At 35.2% G+C, this 14,248-nt stretch carries 12 protein-coding genes and 1 other annotated feature; of the genes, 10 read left to right on the forward strand and 2 right to left on the reverse strand.

The genetic code is table 11. The features are described 5' to 3' along the window. Positions 1-50 precede the first annotated feature (50 nt). From CQZ94_RS11805 to CQZ94_RS11835, 6 genes are all read left to right on the forward strand, one after another. A complete protein-coding gene (locus CQZ94_RS11805; RefSeq protein WP_105585538.1) occupies positions 51-494 on the forward strand; it encodes a DUF3978 family protein in 444 nt (147 codons plus the stop codon). A gap of 30 nt (positions 495-524) precedes the next feature. Further along, positions 525-986, forward strand: coding sequence for a L,D-transpeptidase (locus CQZ94_RS11810; protein WP_105585539.1), 462 nt, complete (start codon positions 525-527; stop codon positions 984-986). A gap of 363 nt (positions 987-1,349) precedes the next feature. Further along, a complete protein-coding gene (locus CQZ94_RS11815; protein ID WP_002124171.1) occupies positions 1,350-2,015 on the forward strand; it encodes a response regulator transcription factor in 666 nt (221 codons plus the stop codon). After that, positions 1,993-3,435 carry a sensor histidine kinase gene (locus tag CQZ94_RS11820; protein ID WP_105585540.1) on the forward strand — a complete coding sequence of 481 codons (1,443 nt, stop codon included), beginning with the start codon at positions 1,993-1,995 and terminating at the stop codon, positions 3,433-3,435. Before CQZ94_RS11815 ends, CQZ94_RS11820 begins: the two co-directional genes overlap by 23 nt. A 266-nt stretch (positions 3,436-3,701) precedes the next feature. Continuing rightward, positions 3,702-4,592, forward strand: coding sequence for an EamA family transporter (locus CQZ94_RS11830; protein ID WP_105585542.1), 891 nt, complete (start codon positions 3,702-3,704; stop codon positions 4,590-4,592). Between the two features lie 83 nt (positions 4,593-4,675). After that, positions 4,676-4,930, forward strand: a complete 255-nt coding sequence (locus tag CQZ94_RS11835) for a hypothetical protein (protein ID WP_105585543.1) — start codon at positions 4,676-4,678, stop codon at positions 4,928-4,930. A 42-nt stretch (positions 4,931-4,972) separates the two neighbouring features. Here the strand turns inward: CQZ94_RS11835 and metG are convergent, their stop codons facing one another. Next, entirely contained in the window at positions 4,973-6,607 is a 1,635-nt protein-coding gene (gene metG / locus CQZ94_RS11840) for a methionine--tRNA ligase (protein WP_105585544.1), read from the reverse strand. 50 nt (positions 6,608-6,657) lie between these two features. Further along, positions 6,658-6,928: a binding site (T-box leader), on the reverse strand. Between the two features lie 110 nt (positions 6,929-7,038). Between metG and CQZ94_RS11845 the strand changes: the two genes are divergently transcribed. The 4 genes from CQZ94_RS11845 to CQZ94_RS11860 all read left to right on the forward strand — a co-directional run bounded on the left by CQZ94_RS11845 (position 7,039) and on the right by CQZ94_RS11860 (position 12,430). Continuing rightward, a complete protein-coding gene (locus CQZ94_RS11845) occupies positions 7,039-7,857 on the forward strand; it encodes a class I SAM-dependent methyltransferase (RefSeq protein WP_105585545.1) in 819 nt (272 codons plus the stop codon). 414 nt (positions 7,858-8,271) lie between these two features. Next, positions 8,272-9,966, forward strand: a complete 1,695-nt coding sequence (locus tag CQZ94_RS11850) for a methyl-accepting chemotaxis protein (protein WP_105585546.1) — start codon at positions 8,272-8,274, stop codon at positions 9,964-9,966. A gap of 336 nt (positions 9,967-10,302) precedes the next feature. Further along, positions 10,303-11,994, forward strand: a complete 1,692-nt coding sequence (locus tag CQZ94_RS11855) for a methyl-accepting chemotaxis protein (protein ID WP_105585547.1) — start codon at positions 10,303-10,305, stop codon at positions 11,992-11,994. A 118-nt stretch (positions 11,995-12,112) separates the two neighbouring features. Next, complete coding sequence (locus CQZ94_RS11860; RefSeq protein WP_070145396.1) at positions 12,113-12,430, forward strand: metal-sulfur cluster assembly factor; 318 nt, start codon at positions 12,113-12,115, stop codon at positions 12,428-12,430. 44 nt (positions 12,431-12,474) lie between these two features. Here the strand turns inward: CQZ94_RS11860 and CQZ94_RS11865 are convergent, their stop codons facing one another. After that, positions 12,475-14,124: a M4 family metallopeptidase gene (locus CQZ94_RS11865; protein WP_142395817.1), complete on the reverse strand. Its 1,650-nt coding sequence runs from the start codon at positions 14,122-14,124 to the stop codon at positions 12,475-12,477. Between the last annotated feature and the right edge of the window lie 124 nt (positions 14,125-14,248).

The following is a 14,248-nucleotide window of genomic DNA, read 5'->3' on the forward strand; positions in this document are numbered from 1 at the left end:
ATTGAATAAATATAAGTCGTTTTCTGAAATTGAAAAAAGGGAGAATAAGAATGGAAGCTTATAAAATGCATGATTTTATTAATAAAAATGTTGAATCTCATCCAAATGAAACGATTTTTAATTTACACATATGTGAAACAAATGAATTTGACGTAAGTTTAACAAAATCCACAACGCTATCTTTTGTCGTTTCTAAAAAGAATATTAAAATTGTCACGAAAAAATGGACTAATTCTAATCAAGAAAGCATGATTGGAAAAAGTTATATCATTCCAACGAAAGCGTTTCACTATTTTTTACCTATGATTTCTGAAACAGAAGATGAAATGAGTATTCAAGTACAGAGCTTCGGACTACACGGTGAGCTTTTACTAAATGAAAGATTGCTCATTGATAAAAACAACAAACATAATACAAAAATTACTACTTTTTTTGAATCACTAAATGAAAACGTACATCAAGCATTACGAGGATTACAAATTCATTGTATGTAATACTACTAAAATAGTAAAAGGAGAATATCAATGAAAAAATTACTAGTAACTATTATGTTATCGTTAGTTTTTTTAACTGTTCCATATATATCTGCAGAGGCAGCTTCAACTAACGAACAACTTATCGTTGACACGAAATTAAATAAAATGGATTTCTATCAAAATGGAAAGCTTATAAAAAGCTTCACTGTCGCTACTGGCAAAACAGCAACACCTACACCTAAAGGTACTTTTCAAGTGGTAAACAAAATTAAAAACCGTCCTTATTATACAGGGCGTATTAAAGGCGGCGATCCACGTAATCCACTTGGTGACCGTTGGCTCGGATTAAATATGGCAGGAACATACGGAACAACGTATGCGATTCATGGGAATAACAATAATCAAGCGATTGGTAAAGCTACAACACTTGGCTGTATTCGCATGTATAACAATGATATACATTGGTTATTTGAACGTATTCACGAACGTGCCACTGTCACTGTAAAATAACCTATGAACAAGATTTACATGTAGCCAAGAATTTTATATCTTGGCTTATTTTATTTATTCATTTACAGTAGCTAAACAACTCTACTTGCATATATAATGAAAGTAGACTGCACTAAATAGCATAAAAACATTAATAAACATAGATATTAAAATTATACAGTTATAATATTTTATAAATTTCACATTGCATACTATAATAGAACTACTGTGATCCTGAAATATTCAGTCCAATAAACAATTCCCCTTGCTACTTTTATGATTATTTTATAGCGGGGGCTTATTATATGTATATACAACCTGAGTCATCCGAAAAATGATGAATTCGAATATTGCAGTAAAAAGCGTTATTTAGGAGGTGTTACTATGACGCATATACTGGTGATTGAAGACAACCCAGATATACAAGAACTTATTCGTGAATTTTTAACTGCCCAAAATTTTACCGTTGATGTAGTTGGCGCTGGAACGGAGGGTATTCTTCTTTTCCAAAAAAACTCATACGACCTTGTCCTCCTTGATGTAATGTTACCAGATATAGATGGTTATAGTATTTGTAAAATTATGCGAGGACAGTCTGATGTACCAATCATTATGTTAACAGGCTTACATAATGAAGAGAGTGAAATTAAAGGGTTTGAGTTGGGCGTTGATGACTATATTACGAAACCGTTCCATTACACGGTATTTATTAAACGCGTAGAAGCTGTATTAAGAAGGACAACAACGAAGGAAGCCGAAACTGCAACTATACTACAATTCCATGAATTGATGTTAAATTCCACAGCATATGCAGCTTATGTTCATGGTAATCAAATTGAACTAACAACTAAAGAATTTGAGATTATATATACGTTGTTACAAAATCGAGGAAAAGTATTATCAAGAAGTGATTTGTTAAATAAGGTATGGGGCTATGAACATTATGGTGATGTAAGAGTTATAGATACACATATTAAAAATTTAAGGAAAAAATTAGGGATTACTTATATTAAAACGGTGAAAGGCATTGGCTACAAAATCGAAGCATAGCAAGGATAACATCACCAAAAATATTTTCATCAAAACCCTATTGTTTTGTGTTCTTTTATCAATTTGTTTTTATCAAATCATTTATTTTCTAGCTTTAAACTATGATAAAGGGCATTATGCGAAAAACCCTGAAACTCAAACTGCAGAACATGCGGATTCAGTTCCGAAAAACGAACAAAATAAAAGAGAACGGAATAAAGTTGTTTCAGAGAGTAGCATCTCAAATTTCCAGTCATCTATTATAGATTTCAAAACACTCTCTACTGCTATTAATCATCTTTTGCAACCTAGCCAAACTACAAAAGCAAAAGAAAATATAGCACATCTTTCGGAGGAAAGTAACAAAACTGAATCACATACTAAAGCGGAACAAACAGCCGCTAACACTGATTCCTTACATACACAAAATACAGCAAAGAAAACAAACGAAACACATGATAATCCTAGTTTAGCAGATGCCTTGCAACAATTAGCTCCAAATATTGGTGCAACAATGCTTGTATTATCTCTGCTCGGTTCTTTAGTTTATGCCAAACTAATTGCCAAACCTTTTCAATATATGAGTGATACTTTAAAAGATATTATAAATCTGGACTTTTCAGATCAACAATCACCTAACAAAAATACAGATCAAACAGATTTTAATTTGCAAGTAGCCGCTTCACAAGTCCCAACCATTGTGAAGAATCTACATGAAACAAATAAAGATTTAAGAAATGAGCTCAAGAAAGAACAACAATTAGAACAATCTCGCAAAGAATTTATGTCTATGGTATCCCATGAATTAAAAACACCTATCGCAGCCGTTATGGGACAAATAGATGGCATGATTCACGGAATCGGTGCTTACAAAGATAGAGATAAATACTTAAAACGTTCCTACGAGATGATGCAAGATATTAACGTATTAACGGAAAAGATATCAGAATTATCCAAAATACAAAATCCTCAATTCAAACCGAATTTAGAAGTTATTTCACTATCTAACATCATTGAGGACGTTATGAAGAAAGTAGATTATTTTATATCAGTAAAGCAATTAAATGTTCAATCTAATATTAAACAAGACGTACAAATTTTAGCTGATCCTAAATTTATTCAAACTGCTATTTTTAATATTATTTCAAATGCAATTCACTATACAATCGATCGTCAGCATGTATATATAAAGCTTTATGAAAAACCAAACGGTTACGCATTAGAAGTATTAAATACAGGTTCACAAATTGATGAGGACAAACTCGCTCATTTATTTGAGCCTTTCTATCGCGCTAATCCTGGAAACAACGGTTTAGTACAAGGTAGCGGTCTTGGATTATATATTGTAAAACAAATACTAGATAAACATCAGTTTCCTTATGGAATACAAAACACACCTCAAGGTGTAAAATGCTCAATTGTCTTTCCAAAAACAATGTAAACTACTACTATAATTTCATACCCCAAACTCATACTTCGTATGAGTGGCGGAATTTTGTAGAGTCTCTGACTCTGTTTCGTTCGCCCGTTGTCCTTATTAGGATAACGGGCGTTTTTTATTTATCCCGCTATTTGCCGGGCAGTAAAACTCCCACCTCAAAATTCGGCTGGAGCAAAGAAGTTAGGTGGGAGTCGGGCTGATAATCAGTGGGGGATGAACAAAACCCCCACTGATTAAAGTTTCACTTTATATAAGGAGGTTTTCACATGGAGAAATTTAAGTATTCATTACTAGTTTTATTCGGCGCTTGTAGCTACGGCGTACTTTCAACTATTTTTAAACTCGGATTCATCGACGGATTTTCAGCACACCAACTACTAGGAGGACAATATGTCTTCGGATGGATTGGACTACTTTTACTCGTTCTTTTCTTTTCACGTCATAAAGTATCAAAAAAACAATTCTTTTCGTTACTAATAGTCGGCACAACAATGAGTATGACAGGTATTTTCTATGCTATTTCTGTAGAAGAGCTGCCAGCCTCTATCGCTGTCGTTTTACTCTTTCAGTTCACTTGGATTGGTGTAGTCATCGAAGCGATTGCGAATCGAACATTCCCAAGCCGTGAAAAAGTTATATCTATTATTATTTTATTTACTGGTACATTGTTTGCTGGTGGAGTATTTGAAGGTCTTGGACAAAACTTTTCTACGAAAGGTATTATTTTTGGACTATTAGCTGCCGTCTCTTTCTCATTCTATGTATTTGTAAGCGGGCGCGTTGCTACAGATGTTCCGCCTTATACGAAAAGCTTTCTTATGACAACGAGTGCTACTCTTATTGTATGCTTATTTTTCCCGCCTACCTTTTTAACAGATGGTGCCTTACAAACAGGCCTATGGAAATATGCTTTCTTCCTTGGATTGTTCGGGGTTATTATACCTGTCATTTGTTTTTCAATTGGGGTACCAAAAGTCGGAACGGGACTTGGTACAATATTAGGTGCAGCTGAATTACCAACAGCAATTATCGCTTCCATTACACTCGTTCATGAAGTTGTATCACCTATGCAGTGGCTTGGTATTATTTTTATATTGTTTGGTATTTTCACACCACAACTGCTTACAGCTAGGAAAGGAAAAGAGCATAATGCGTGAAAATTAGATACTTGTACAAAAATGCAAATGAAGTTAAAATACGGTATATATTTTAAAATAAGTAAATCTATTTGGAGGTATAAATGACTATTTTAAGCATAGCGTGGTTTGCTATTATGTGTATCTTCTTCCTAATAAGATATATGAAAGAAAAGAAATTTTACGACTTGCTCCTCATTCCCATTTGCATATATGCAGGAGCAGTGAAAACTCCATTAGCAGAGTACTTAAACTTTAATACTACATTCAAGATAACATATGATATTGCAGCTATTATTCTCGTAATCCTTGCTGTACTTTTCTTTTTAAAAGATAAAAAAGAGAATCCTACTGCATAACTAAAGACCTTTCATTTATTTGAAAGGTCTTTTCCTTATATTTCACTTTACCGCTCCATATAACTTCTCTACCTCATGTTCAATTTGTTTTACATCGATTCGCTCAAATAATGGCCGCACATTATCAATTCGGTTTGGCAACGTATTTTGAGGTTCCCAATTTACTTTAACACTCGATAATGTATTTCTAACTCTTTCACTTGAAAACGGTAAAAATGGTTCAAGCAGTTGTGCAAAATTAGCGATAAGATAAACACAGTTACAAATCGTTTCTTCACATGAAACTGGGTCGTCTTCTCTTTGTTTCCAAGGCTGCTTTTCATCAAAGTATTTATTTGCAAAGCGTACTGCATCAAATATTGTTTCTAATGCCACCTTAAATTTAGTTTGTTCAATTGTTTCTCCTACACCTTTATATAATCCTTCTACCTTATCTCTCAGCTCCATATTAATATTTGCTTTTGGCACAATGCCATCATAATACTTTTCAATGAACTTCAACGTCCGATTCACAAAATTCCCGTATGCGCCTAATAGTTCACTATTATGACTGTAAATGAATTCACGCCATGAAAAATCAGTATCACGATTTTCTGGTGCATTTACTGTTAAAAAGTAACGAATAGAATCTGGATTATAGCGTTCCAATATATCAGGTACCCATACTGCCCAGTTTTTACTTGTCGATAACTTTCTTTTTTCTACTGTTAAATACTCATTCGAAACGATATGACGCGGGATCGCTTCTTCTCCTATTCCAAGTAATACCGCTGGCCAAATGATTGAATGAAACGGAATATTATCCTTACCATGTACATAATATGTTTTCGCATCTCTATCCCAAAACTCTTGATCAGCTTTCTCTGTTTCTTCAGCCCAGTGTTTACTCGCTGAATAATATCCTGTCACAGCTTCAATCCATACGTAAATTTTCTTATCTTCATATCCTGCCACTGGAATTGGTACCCCGATTGGTAAATCACGTGACACTGCCCTATCTTGTAATCCTTCCTTTAAATATCTCTCTGTTAATTGAATTGCATTGTCGCGCCATGTTCCTTTCTGCTTTGCAATTTCTACAACCTCTTTAATTTGCTGCTGAAATTTATGCAATGCAAAATAGAAATGCTCTGTTTCCTGTACTGATGGCGTACTACCGCATAACTTACATTTCTTTTCTAACAAATCGAGTGGATCTAAAATAGCGGAACAAGCATCACATTGATCACCCCTCGCCCCTTCATGACAATGTGGACAAATACCTTCTACATATCGATCCGGTAAAAATTGCGTACACGTTTCGCAATAAGCTTGTTCAACTACTTTTTTATAAATATAACCTTCTTCTAATAGTCGCAAAAAGACTTTTTGAACAGTTTCATGATGGTGCTCACTATCTGTACGTGTATAGCAATCATACGTAAAACCAAGATTATGAAAACATCGCTGGAATTCTTCATGATATTGATCAGCTATTTTCTTTACTGTAACCCCTTCTTGTTTTGCTCTAATTGCAATTGGCGTTCCATTACAATCGCTTCCTGAAACATACAACACTCTCTCACCTTTTGCCCGATAATAACGTGCTAAAATATCTCCTGGCAACAAACTAGCAATATGCCCAAGATGTAACGAACCATTTGCATACGGCCAAGCGCCTCCAATAAAAATACTCATCTTACATTCCTCCTTTAAAATATAAAAAGCCCCGCCCCTATCTTAAAAAAGATAAGGGCGGGGCTGTATAAACAGTCGCGGTACCACCTTATTTCGTCAGTCATTCACATAACTAACCTTAACAAGTACGGAGCTATATGCTCTTATACTGTGGTTTTGATAACGAGTACCAACTCTCGTCGCCGCCTACTATTATCATTTGATAAGTTCAGGACGAAGCTCAAAGGCCATTGTTCAAATGAATATTCTTGCTTCTTCTCAGCTACCGAAGCTCTCTGGAAAGAATGTTTTCATTCTACTTTTCCTTTTCAACGCTTTTATGTATAACACGTATTGTACGACTTAATAACAGAAAAATCAAACTTTTTAAAAAAACAGGAAATCCTACTCAATCACCGAATAACTATATGTTCACAAAAGGAGTGATAAAATTGAATCAAAAGCAACTAAGCACGATAAATGAAAAAAGCTGGAACGCAGCTGCTTATGAAGCTTGGACAAATCGCCACGGGGCGCCAGAGGATTATGCGAAAAAGCTCATGGAAGATCCAATACGCGAGGTAGATCATTATTTACCCTACATACAATCTCCAAAAGGAAAGCGTATTATTAATTTACTCGGATCAAAAGGCAATAAAGCAGTTGCTCTTGCCCTTTTAGGAGCCGATGTAACAGTTGTAGACATTTCAGCAAGTAATGCGAAATATGCCAATGAACTAGCAGAGGCTGCTGGAGTCTCTATTCAATATATCATTTCCGATGTACTAGATTTAAATCTATCCCAATCATTTGATATCGTGTTACTGGAACTTGGCGTGCTCCATTACTTTTTAGACTTAAAGCCACTCTTTCATATAATCTCTCACTTACTAAAACAAGATGGGACATTTATACTGCGTGACTATCATCCCGTTTATACAAAATTATTAGGAATAGATCATCCATCATTTCGAGCAAATGGAAATTATTTCGATGAGAAACTTATTGAAGATGACGTAGCTTATAGTATTCTCCTTACGGAATCACAGAAAGAAGCCTTACCAAGAACAAAAATTCGGCGCTGGACACTAGGAGAAATTATTACAGCAATGGCGGAAACAAATTTCAAGGTTGAAAAATTGATTGAAGAACACGGATCTCATCAAAAATGGGTCTTCCCTTCTACTGCACCCGAAGGAACTGAAGAGCGTATACCCGCTCTATATACATTAATTGCGACAACATGCAAAAAAGGATCCCTTCACGGATAGGATCCTTTTTTTGCATGCTTACGCATATAAGTTGAGGTTGGAGATTACCATAATTCTGTAGAATAGGACACAAGATATTTCAACATTCATCTCTGACTCACGTCGTCAAAAAGGGGTATGACCAACATAACGAAGAGTAATGTTTTAGTTGATAGTGATAATCGTTATCAACTAATTAGAAGTATACAGGATGTCATTTCAAATTACAATAGCCTTTCTGGTTTTTATTTATGAATTTTTTGATATAAAAATGTATACATTTTAAGAACATTTACTCATATCAATTTGCCTCCTTCCGTTATCTGCTATAATTTTCACTGAACAGATTAATAACTTCATAATAATGTTTTTATTAATTCCGTTTTTATATTTATAAATTATAATAAATAGTTCTTTAAAAAAGGTAGGGTAACGATGAAATATATTAGTATTCGAAAAAAAATACTCTTCACACTCTTAAGCATTTGTTCCTTATTTAGCATTGCTCTAATTATTATTCTTACATTCGCTATGAACCAAGCAAATGAAGTTGAAACATTAAAAAATGATGTATCGAAAAGAGCAACCATTTTAAAAGAACGCGGTGATTGGTTCCAAGCGCAAGTTGCTGGCTTACAAGAACATTTACTATCGCACGATCAAAAAGGATTAGATAAATTCAACCGGGAAGGAAAGAAATTAGCTGATACAAGAGAAAAAGTAACGAGTGATAAAAAACTCCCTGAAGGAATGAAAGAGGCCATTTTAATGGGCGCAAAGTGGCGAAGCGTCATAGACAATGAGGTTCTCCCCCTTGCAAGTGAAGGGAAATGGGACGAAGCATCCAAAATCGCTTTAGCTCAAACAGATTACGTAAATGACCTTTTAAGTCGATTTACTAAATATGCAAATAAAGAGAATGAAAAACGTGATACATTAATTGCTGAAGTTCAATCTTCTTCATCTCTTATCCAATATATTATTTTCTTCTCACTCATTACATGCACACTAACTTCTATTTTATTAGCATGGTGGTTCTCTGGTAAACTCGTTAAACCTATTCGACAAATTGATGCGAAATTAAAAGAATTAGCTTCTCAACATGGCGATTTGACTGCGAGATTGAATGTAACTAGTAAAGATGAAATCGGTGATATTGCACATTCCTTTAATCAAATGCTCGCTAACTTACAACGTATAATAAAGCAAGTTCAACAAACATCAACAAGTGTAAAAGAAGCTTCAGAAAATATGTTCATCGAAACAACTGCATCTATGGACACTACCGCACAAATCCAAGAGACTATGAATGCTCTTGATCATAATATTCGTTCACAAGTGTCTAGCATCGAAGAGAGCTCAACGGCAATGGATGATATGGCAACAAGTGTTCAGCGCATTGCAGAATCTGCCTCTTCTGTTGCTAGCTTAGCTGTTACAACTTCAGAAAAAGCAGATGATGGTAGTAAAGTAATTAAAAAATCTATTACACAGATGAATACAATCAATGACGCTGTTAACGCTACATCGCAAGTGGTAGAGCGACTCATTACACATACAAACCATATTGATACTGCTCTTCAATCCATTTCTAACGTTGCAGAACAAACGAATCTACTTGCTTTAAACGCTTCTATTGAAGCTGCCCGCGCTGGTGAACATGGTAAAGGATTCGCTGTTGTCGCTGATGAAGTTCGTAAACTTGCGGAACAATCTAAACTAGCTGCAACCGACATTAACCATTTACTTTATCAAATTCAAGAGGATACAAAAATAGCTAATGAAATGATGACACAAGGTCAATCAGAAGCTTCACAAGGAATCACAGTCATTCGTATGGCTGGCTCTTCATTCTCAGCAATTGTTAACCACGTTAACAAAGTCTCTACACAGATGCAAGAAATGTCTGCAACTGCTGAAGAAATGGCCGCAAGTTCTGAGGAAATGAATGCAGCTTTAAATAATATCGCTTCTATTTCAAACGAAGTTGCCGCTGAAACATCACAGACAGCACATTCAGCTGGTGGCCAAGTAGATGTAATGAAAGACATTGCTACAAAGTCATCAGAAATGAAAACTGCAGTACAAGAACTTGAAGTTCTCGTTTCTCATTTCAAAACAAATGCATAAAGTGAAACTTTAATCAGTGATTTTTTTCTCCTCCCCCACTGATTATTAGCCTTCACCAATCGGGCTTTTACAGGCAGTTAATTTCCCGCCTAATTTTGAGGTGAGAAATTAACTGTCCACAAATAGCGGGATAATAGGAAAAAAGAGGGATTTCTTTTTTTAGCCCCTCTTTTTTACTTTAAAATATATCTTTCTCTCTCCCACTCTGTCTGCTATAATTCCTAAAGGAAATAAGAAAGCTTTATTCCAACTTTAAATAGGAATAAGGCTTTCTTTTAAATCGTTATATAAAGTAATCATAATACTCAAATTTTACAAAGGAGGTTTTTCAATCATATGAATTTTATTAGCATTCGAAAAAAATTAATGTTCATGATGGGAACGATTTGCGCTTTATTTGGCATCGCATTAGCTTTTATTTTATTCTTCACTATTGATCAGTCTCGTAAAGCTGAAGCATTGCAAAAAGAAATTTCTCCTCTTGCAACAGAGTTAAAAGAACGTGGAGACGCTTATCAAGTACAACTTTCTGCTTTAAGAGGTTATTTACTGCAACATGATCAAGTCGAATTAGACAAGTTTCATGAAATGAGTAAACGTCTTGAGGATTCAAAAAATGAACTTCTTTCTAACCCTAATGTTTCTCAACAAGTAAAAGACACAATGCAATTAGGCTCTACATGGAGACAATTTATTGATGATAAAGTTGTTACTCTTGCGAAAGAACAAAAATGGGAAGAAGCATTACAAGTTGCTTCTAAAGAAAATGGTACGGTTTATAAAGTTATTGGTGATTTCACAAACTATAGCAACGAACAAGCTAAGTTACGTGATCAATCCATTGAAAAAATTGACCAATCATCACTACTAATTGAATACGTTGTATTCTTATCACTTGTTATATGTATTGTCGTTGCAATTATTCTTGCATGGTGGTTCTCTGGTAAACTTGTAAAACCAATTCAACAAATTGATACTAAACTAAAAGAGTTATCTTCCCAAGAGGGTGACCTAACAGCTCGTCTACAAGTAAATAGCAATGATGAAATCGGTGCAATTGCCACATCATTTAATAACATGTTAGAAAACTTGCAGCACATCATTAATCGTGTTCAAAAAACTTCTGTAGAAGTACAAAATGCTTCTGAAAATATGCTAGAAAAGACCAATACATCGCGTGATGCAACAATAAAAGTTCAAAGCTCAATGTCCAATTTAAATGCCAGCATCCAATCGCAAACTTCTAGTATGGAAGAAAGCTCGACTGCAATGGATGATATGGCAATGAGTGTTCAGCGCATTGCAGAATCTGCTTCTTCTGTAGCCGAACTAGCTGTAGCCACGTCAGAACACGCTAACGACGGAAGTACTGTTATTCAAAAATCTATTTCACAAATGACGACGATTCACGAAGCTGTAAATGCTACATCAGAAGTAGTCGAACGTCTAATCACTCACACAAAATACATTGATACAGCTGTACAATCTATCTCTAATATCGCTGAACAAACAAATCTACTTGCTTTAAATGCTTCTATTGAAGCGGCTCGTGCCGGTGAACAAGGAAAAGGATTTGCTGTCGTAGCTGATGAAGTTCGTAAACTTGCTGAACAATCAAAAACAGCGGCAACGGATATTAACCAGTTGCTACATCAAATTCAAAATGATACAGAAACTGCTAGCTCTATGATGTCTCAAGGTCGCTCTGAAGCATCTGAAGGCATTAACGTCATTCGTGAAGCAGGCTCTTCTTTCACAACAATTGTTGGTCAAGTGAATACAGTGTCTACTCGAATTCAAGACATATCAGCAACTGCTGAAGAAATGGCCGCAAGCGCTGAAGAAATGAATGCTTCACTTAATAACATCGCTTCAATTTCTAATGACGTTTCAAGTGAGACTGTCGCAACAGCACAGTTTGCTGAACAGAAAGTCATCGTGATGAATGAAATGACTCTAACTGCAAAACAAATGAAACAAACAGTTGAAGAATTAGATCAACTCGTATCTCATTTTAAAACTGAATAGCTTTTCAAAAAATATTCCTCCTTCAAGAGGAATATTTTTTTGAGCTCATTTCCTGCACTTTATACGCATATCCGTTATAATGAGAATCGATATCATTAATATTTAGGGGGTGCTACACATGTCACAACAAGCATTTGAAGAAAAGTTATATGCAAACTTAGAAGCTGTTATTGACCCTGAATTAGGTGTTGATATTATCAATCTTGGATTAGTTTATGACGTTACAGCTGATGAAAATAATAATGCTGTTATTACGATGACGATGACTTCTATCGGTTGTCCAATGGCTGGTCAAATCGTATCAGACGTTAAAAAAGTACTATCAACGAACGTACCCGAAGTAAATGAAATAGAAGTAAACGTTGTATGGAATCCACCATGGACAAAAGAACGTATGTCACGCATGGCAAAAATCGCATTAGGTGTCCGTGATTAAATAAGGAAAAGACCTGACAATCCAGTCAGGTCTTTTTTCTCTTATTATTTTACTCCTACTGCGTCATAAGCTTTCGTTACAGCTTGTAACTCTTTAGAGTTTTTACCGTATAAATCTTCTGCTGATTGAAGTGCTGCTTGACGCATCATTTTAAAGTCAGAGTTTGCAGTTAAATATTTTGTAAGAGCACGATAGTAAATTTTTTCTGTTGCTTCACGGCCCACTCCAGTTACTTTCACACCGTAATGAGTGCCGCCCTCAGATACTAAGTATGCTGCTTTATTATTGATGCTACTGTTAATATGAACGCCGCCATTATCAGCTGTTCCAGTATAACGTTTATTGTAATGATCTGGGTAACCTTCGCCAGGTTTTAATGGATTTGGAATAGATGCTGGATCTTTCAGAGAACGAAGTGCATCACCAGGTTTACCAGGTGTATAAATGTCAGCACCTAAATCCCAGCTCTTCTTCTCAACCATTACACCCATAATATCAGACAATGATTCGTTTAATGCACCTGACTCATTTTTATAAACAAGGTTTGCTGTATGTTCAGTTACAGCATGCGTTAATTCGTGACCGATAACATCTAGTCCAGCAGATAATGGAATGAATGTCTTGCCATCGCCATCACCATACATCATCTGAACACCGTTCCAAGCTGCGTTATTCCAAGATTCACCTACGTGAACAGTAGAAATAAGTCTCGCACCTTTATCATCGAAAGAGTTACGGTTAAATGTCTTTTTATAGTAATCATATACTTTTCCTGCATTCACATGCGCATCAACTGCCGCTTTATCTTCGAAGAACTTAGATTTACTTACAACTTCTTCTCCTGTATATCCAAGAATTTGTGAGAATAAATTAAACCAGTTTTCATCCATATTCTCTGCATCAAATGTATGGACACCTTGTCCTCGTGTACCATCAAATAAGTTGAACGCTCCTGTTTTCGTATCTTGAGCAATTTCAAATGATTGTCTAGCCCCTAATACTCCGTAACCAAATCCAGTAATGTGATCTACAGCATTATATTTCTCAATAACATTTCCATTTGTCGCATCAACAAAGTAATGCCAATATCCTGGAGCTGGTTTTGAAACCGATGCTTTTACAAGATACGCAAGATAGTATTGGCCATCTTTTTCATACACATATAAATCTTTTTTCACACCATCATAATTCTTTACTTTACCAATTTCTTTCTCAATATTAGCTTTTGCAATCGTTTCTGCTTGTTCCGCACTAATACTTGCAGATGCAGGAATATTTTTATCATCTAAATTCGGAATAACTTGTCCGAAAAACGCTTTTACATTATTCTCTTTATCAAGCGTAACCGTTTGATCTGAACCATACACAGGAATGTTATTATGCTTCTCAACTAACTTCACATGTGTTGTACCAGACTCAGCATCTTTTTCTTCACCAACGATATTGAAATGTTTTTCAATATTTCCTGCTAGTTTAAACATATCTTTTTTATTCTCTAAATATTGAAAGACCGTCTCTTTTTTATCTAGTCCTTCCGGTGCTTTCCATTCTTCACCTATGTAAGCTGGTGTTTTAAACTCTTGGTGATACTGGATTTTTTGCTCTTCTGCTTTCGTCGTAGTTGCTCCAAATGCCCCAAACCCACTTGCGATAACAGTTAACGCTAATGCTGATGAAATTATTTGCTTTTTCAATCTAACACTCCCCATTCCCCTAAGAATTTTTGACACTCTTAATACAATTCTAAATACTTATTCGTATACCTGTTCTCAAAAATTGAGAAAGTTTTTTCTGACAATTCGACTCACCAAAAAGAGG

This window comes from Bacillus sp. MYb209 (assembly GCF_002975175.1).
GTDB lineage: Bacteria > Bacillota > Bacilli > Bacillales > Bacillaceae_G > Bacillus_A.

Coding starts and splice junctions, on each gene's coding strand:
- CQZ94_RS11860 (WP_070145396.1), top strand. CDS start 12,113: ATGTCACAACAAGCATTTGAAGAAAAGTTATATGCAAACTTAGAAGCT.
- CQZ94_RS11830 (WP_105585542.1), top strand. CDS start 3,702: ATGGAGAAATTTAAGTATTCATTACTAGTTTTATTCGGCGCTTGTAGC.
- CQZ94_RS11850 (WP_105585546.1), top strand. CDS start 8,272: ATGAAATATATTAGTATTCGAAAAAAAATACTCTTCACACTCTTAAGC.
- CQZ94_RS11835 (WP_105585543.1), top strand. CDS start 4,676: ATGACTATTTTAAGCATAGCGTGGTTTGCTATTATGTGTATCTTCTTC.
- CQZ94_RS11855 (WP_105585547.1), top strand. CDS start 10,303: ATGAATTTTATTAGCATTCGAAAAAAATTAATGTTCATGATGGGAACG.
- CQZ94_RS11810 (WP_105585539.1), top strand. CDS start 525: ATGAAAAAATTACTAGTAACTATTATGTTATCGTTAGTTTTTTTAACT.
- CQZ94_RS11815 (WP_002124171.1), top strand. CDS start 1,350: ATGACGCATATACTGGTGATTGAAGACAACCCAGATATACAAGAACTT.
- metG (WP_105585544.1), bottom strand. CDS start 6,607: ATGAGTATTTTTATTGGAGGCGCTTGGCCGTATGCAAATGGTTCGTTA.
- CQZ94_RS11805 (WP_105585538.1), top strand. CDS start 51: ATGGAAGCTTATAAAATGCATGATTTTATTAATAAAAATGTTGAATCT.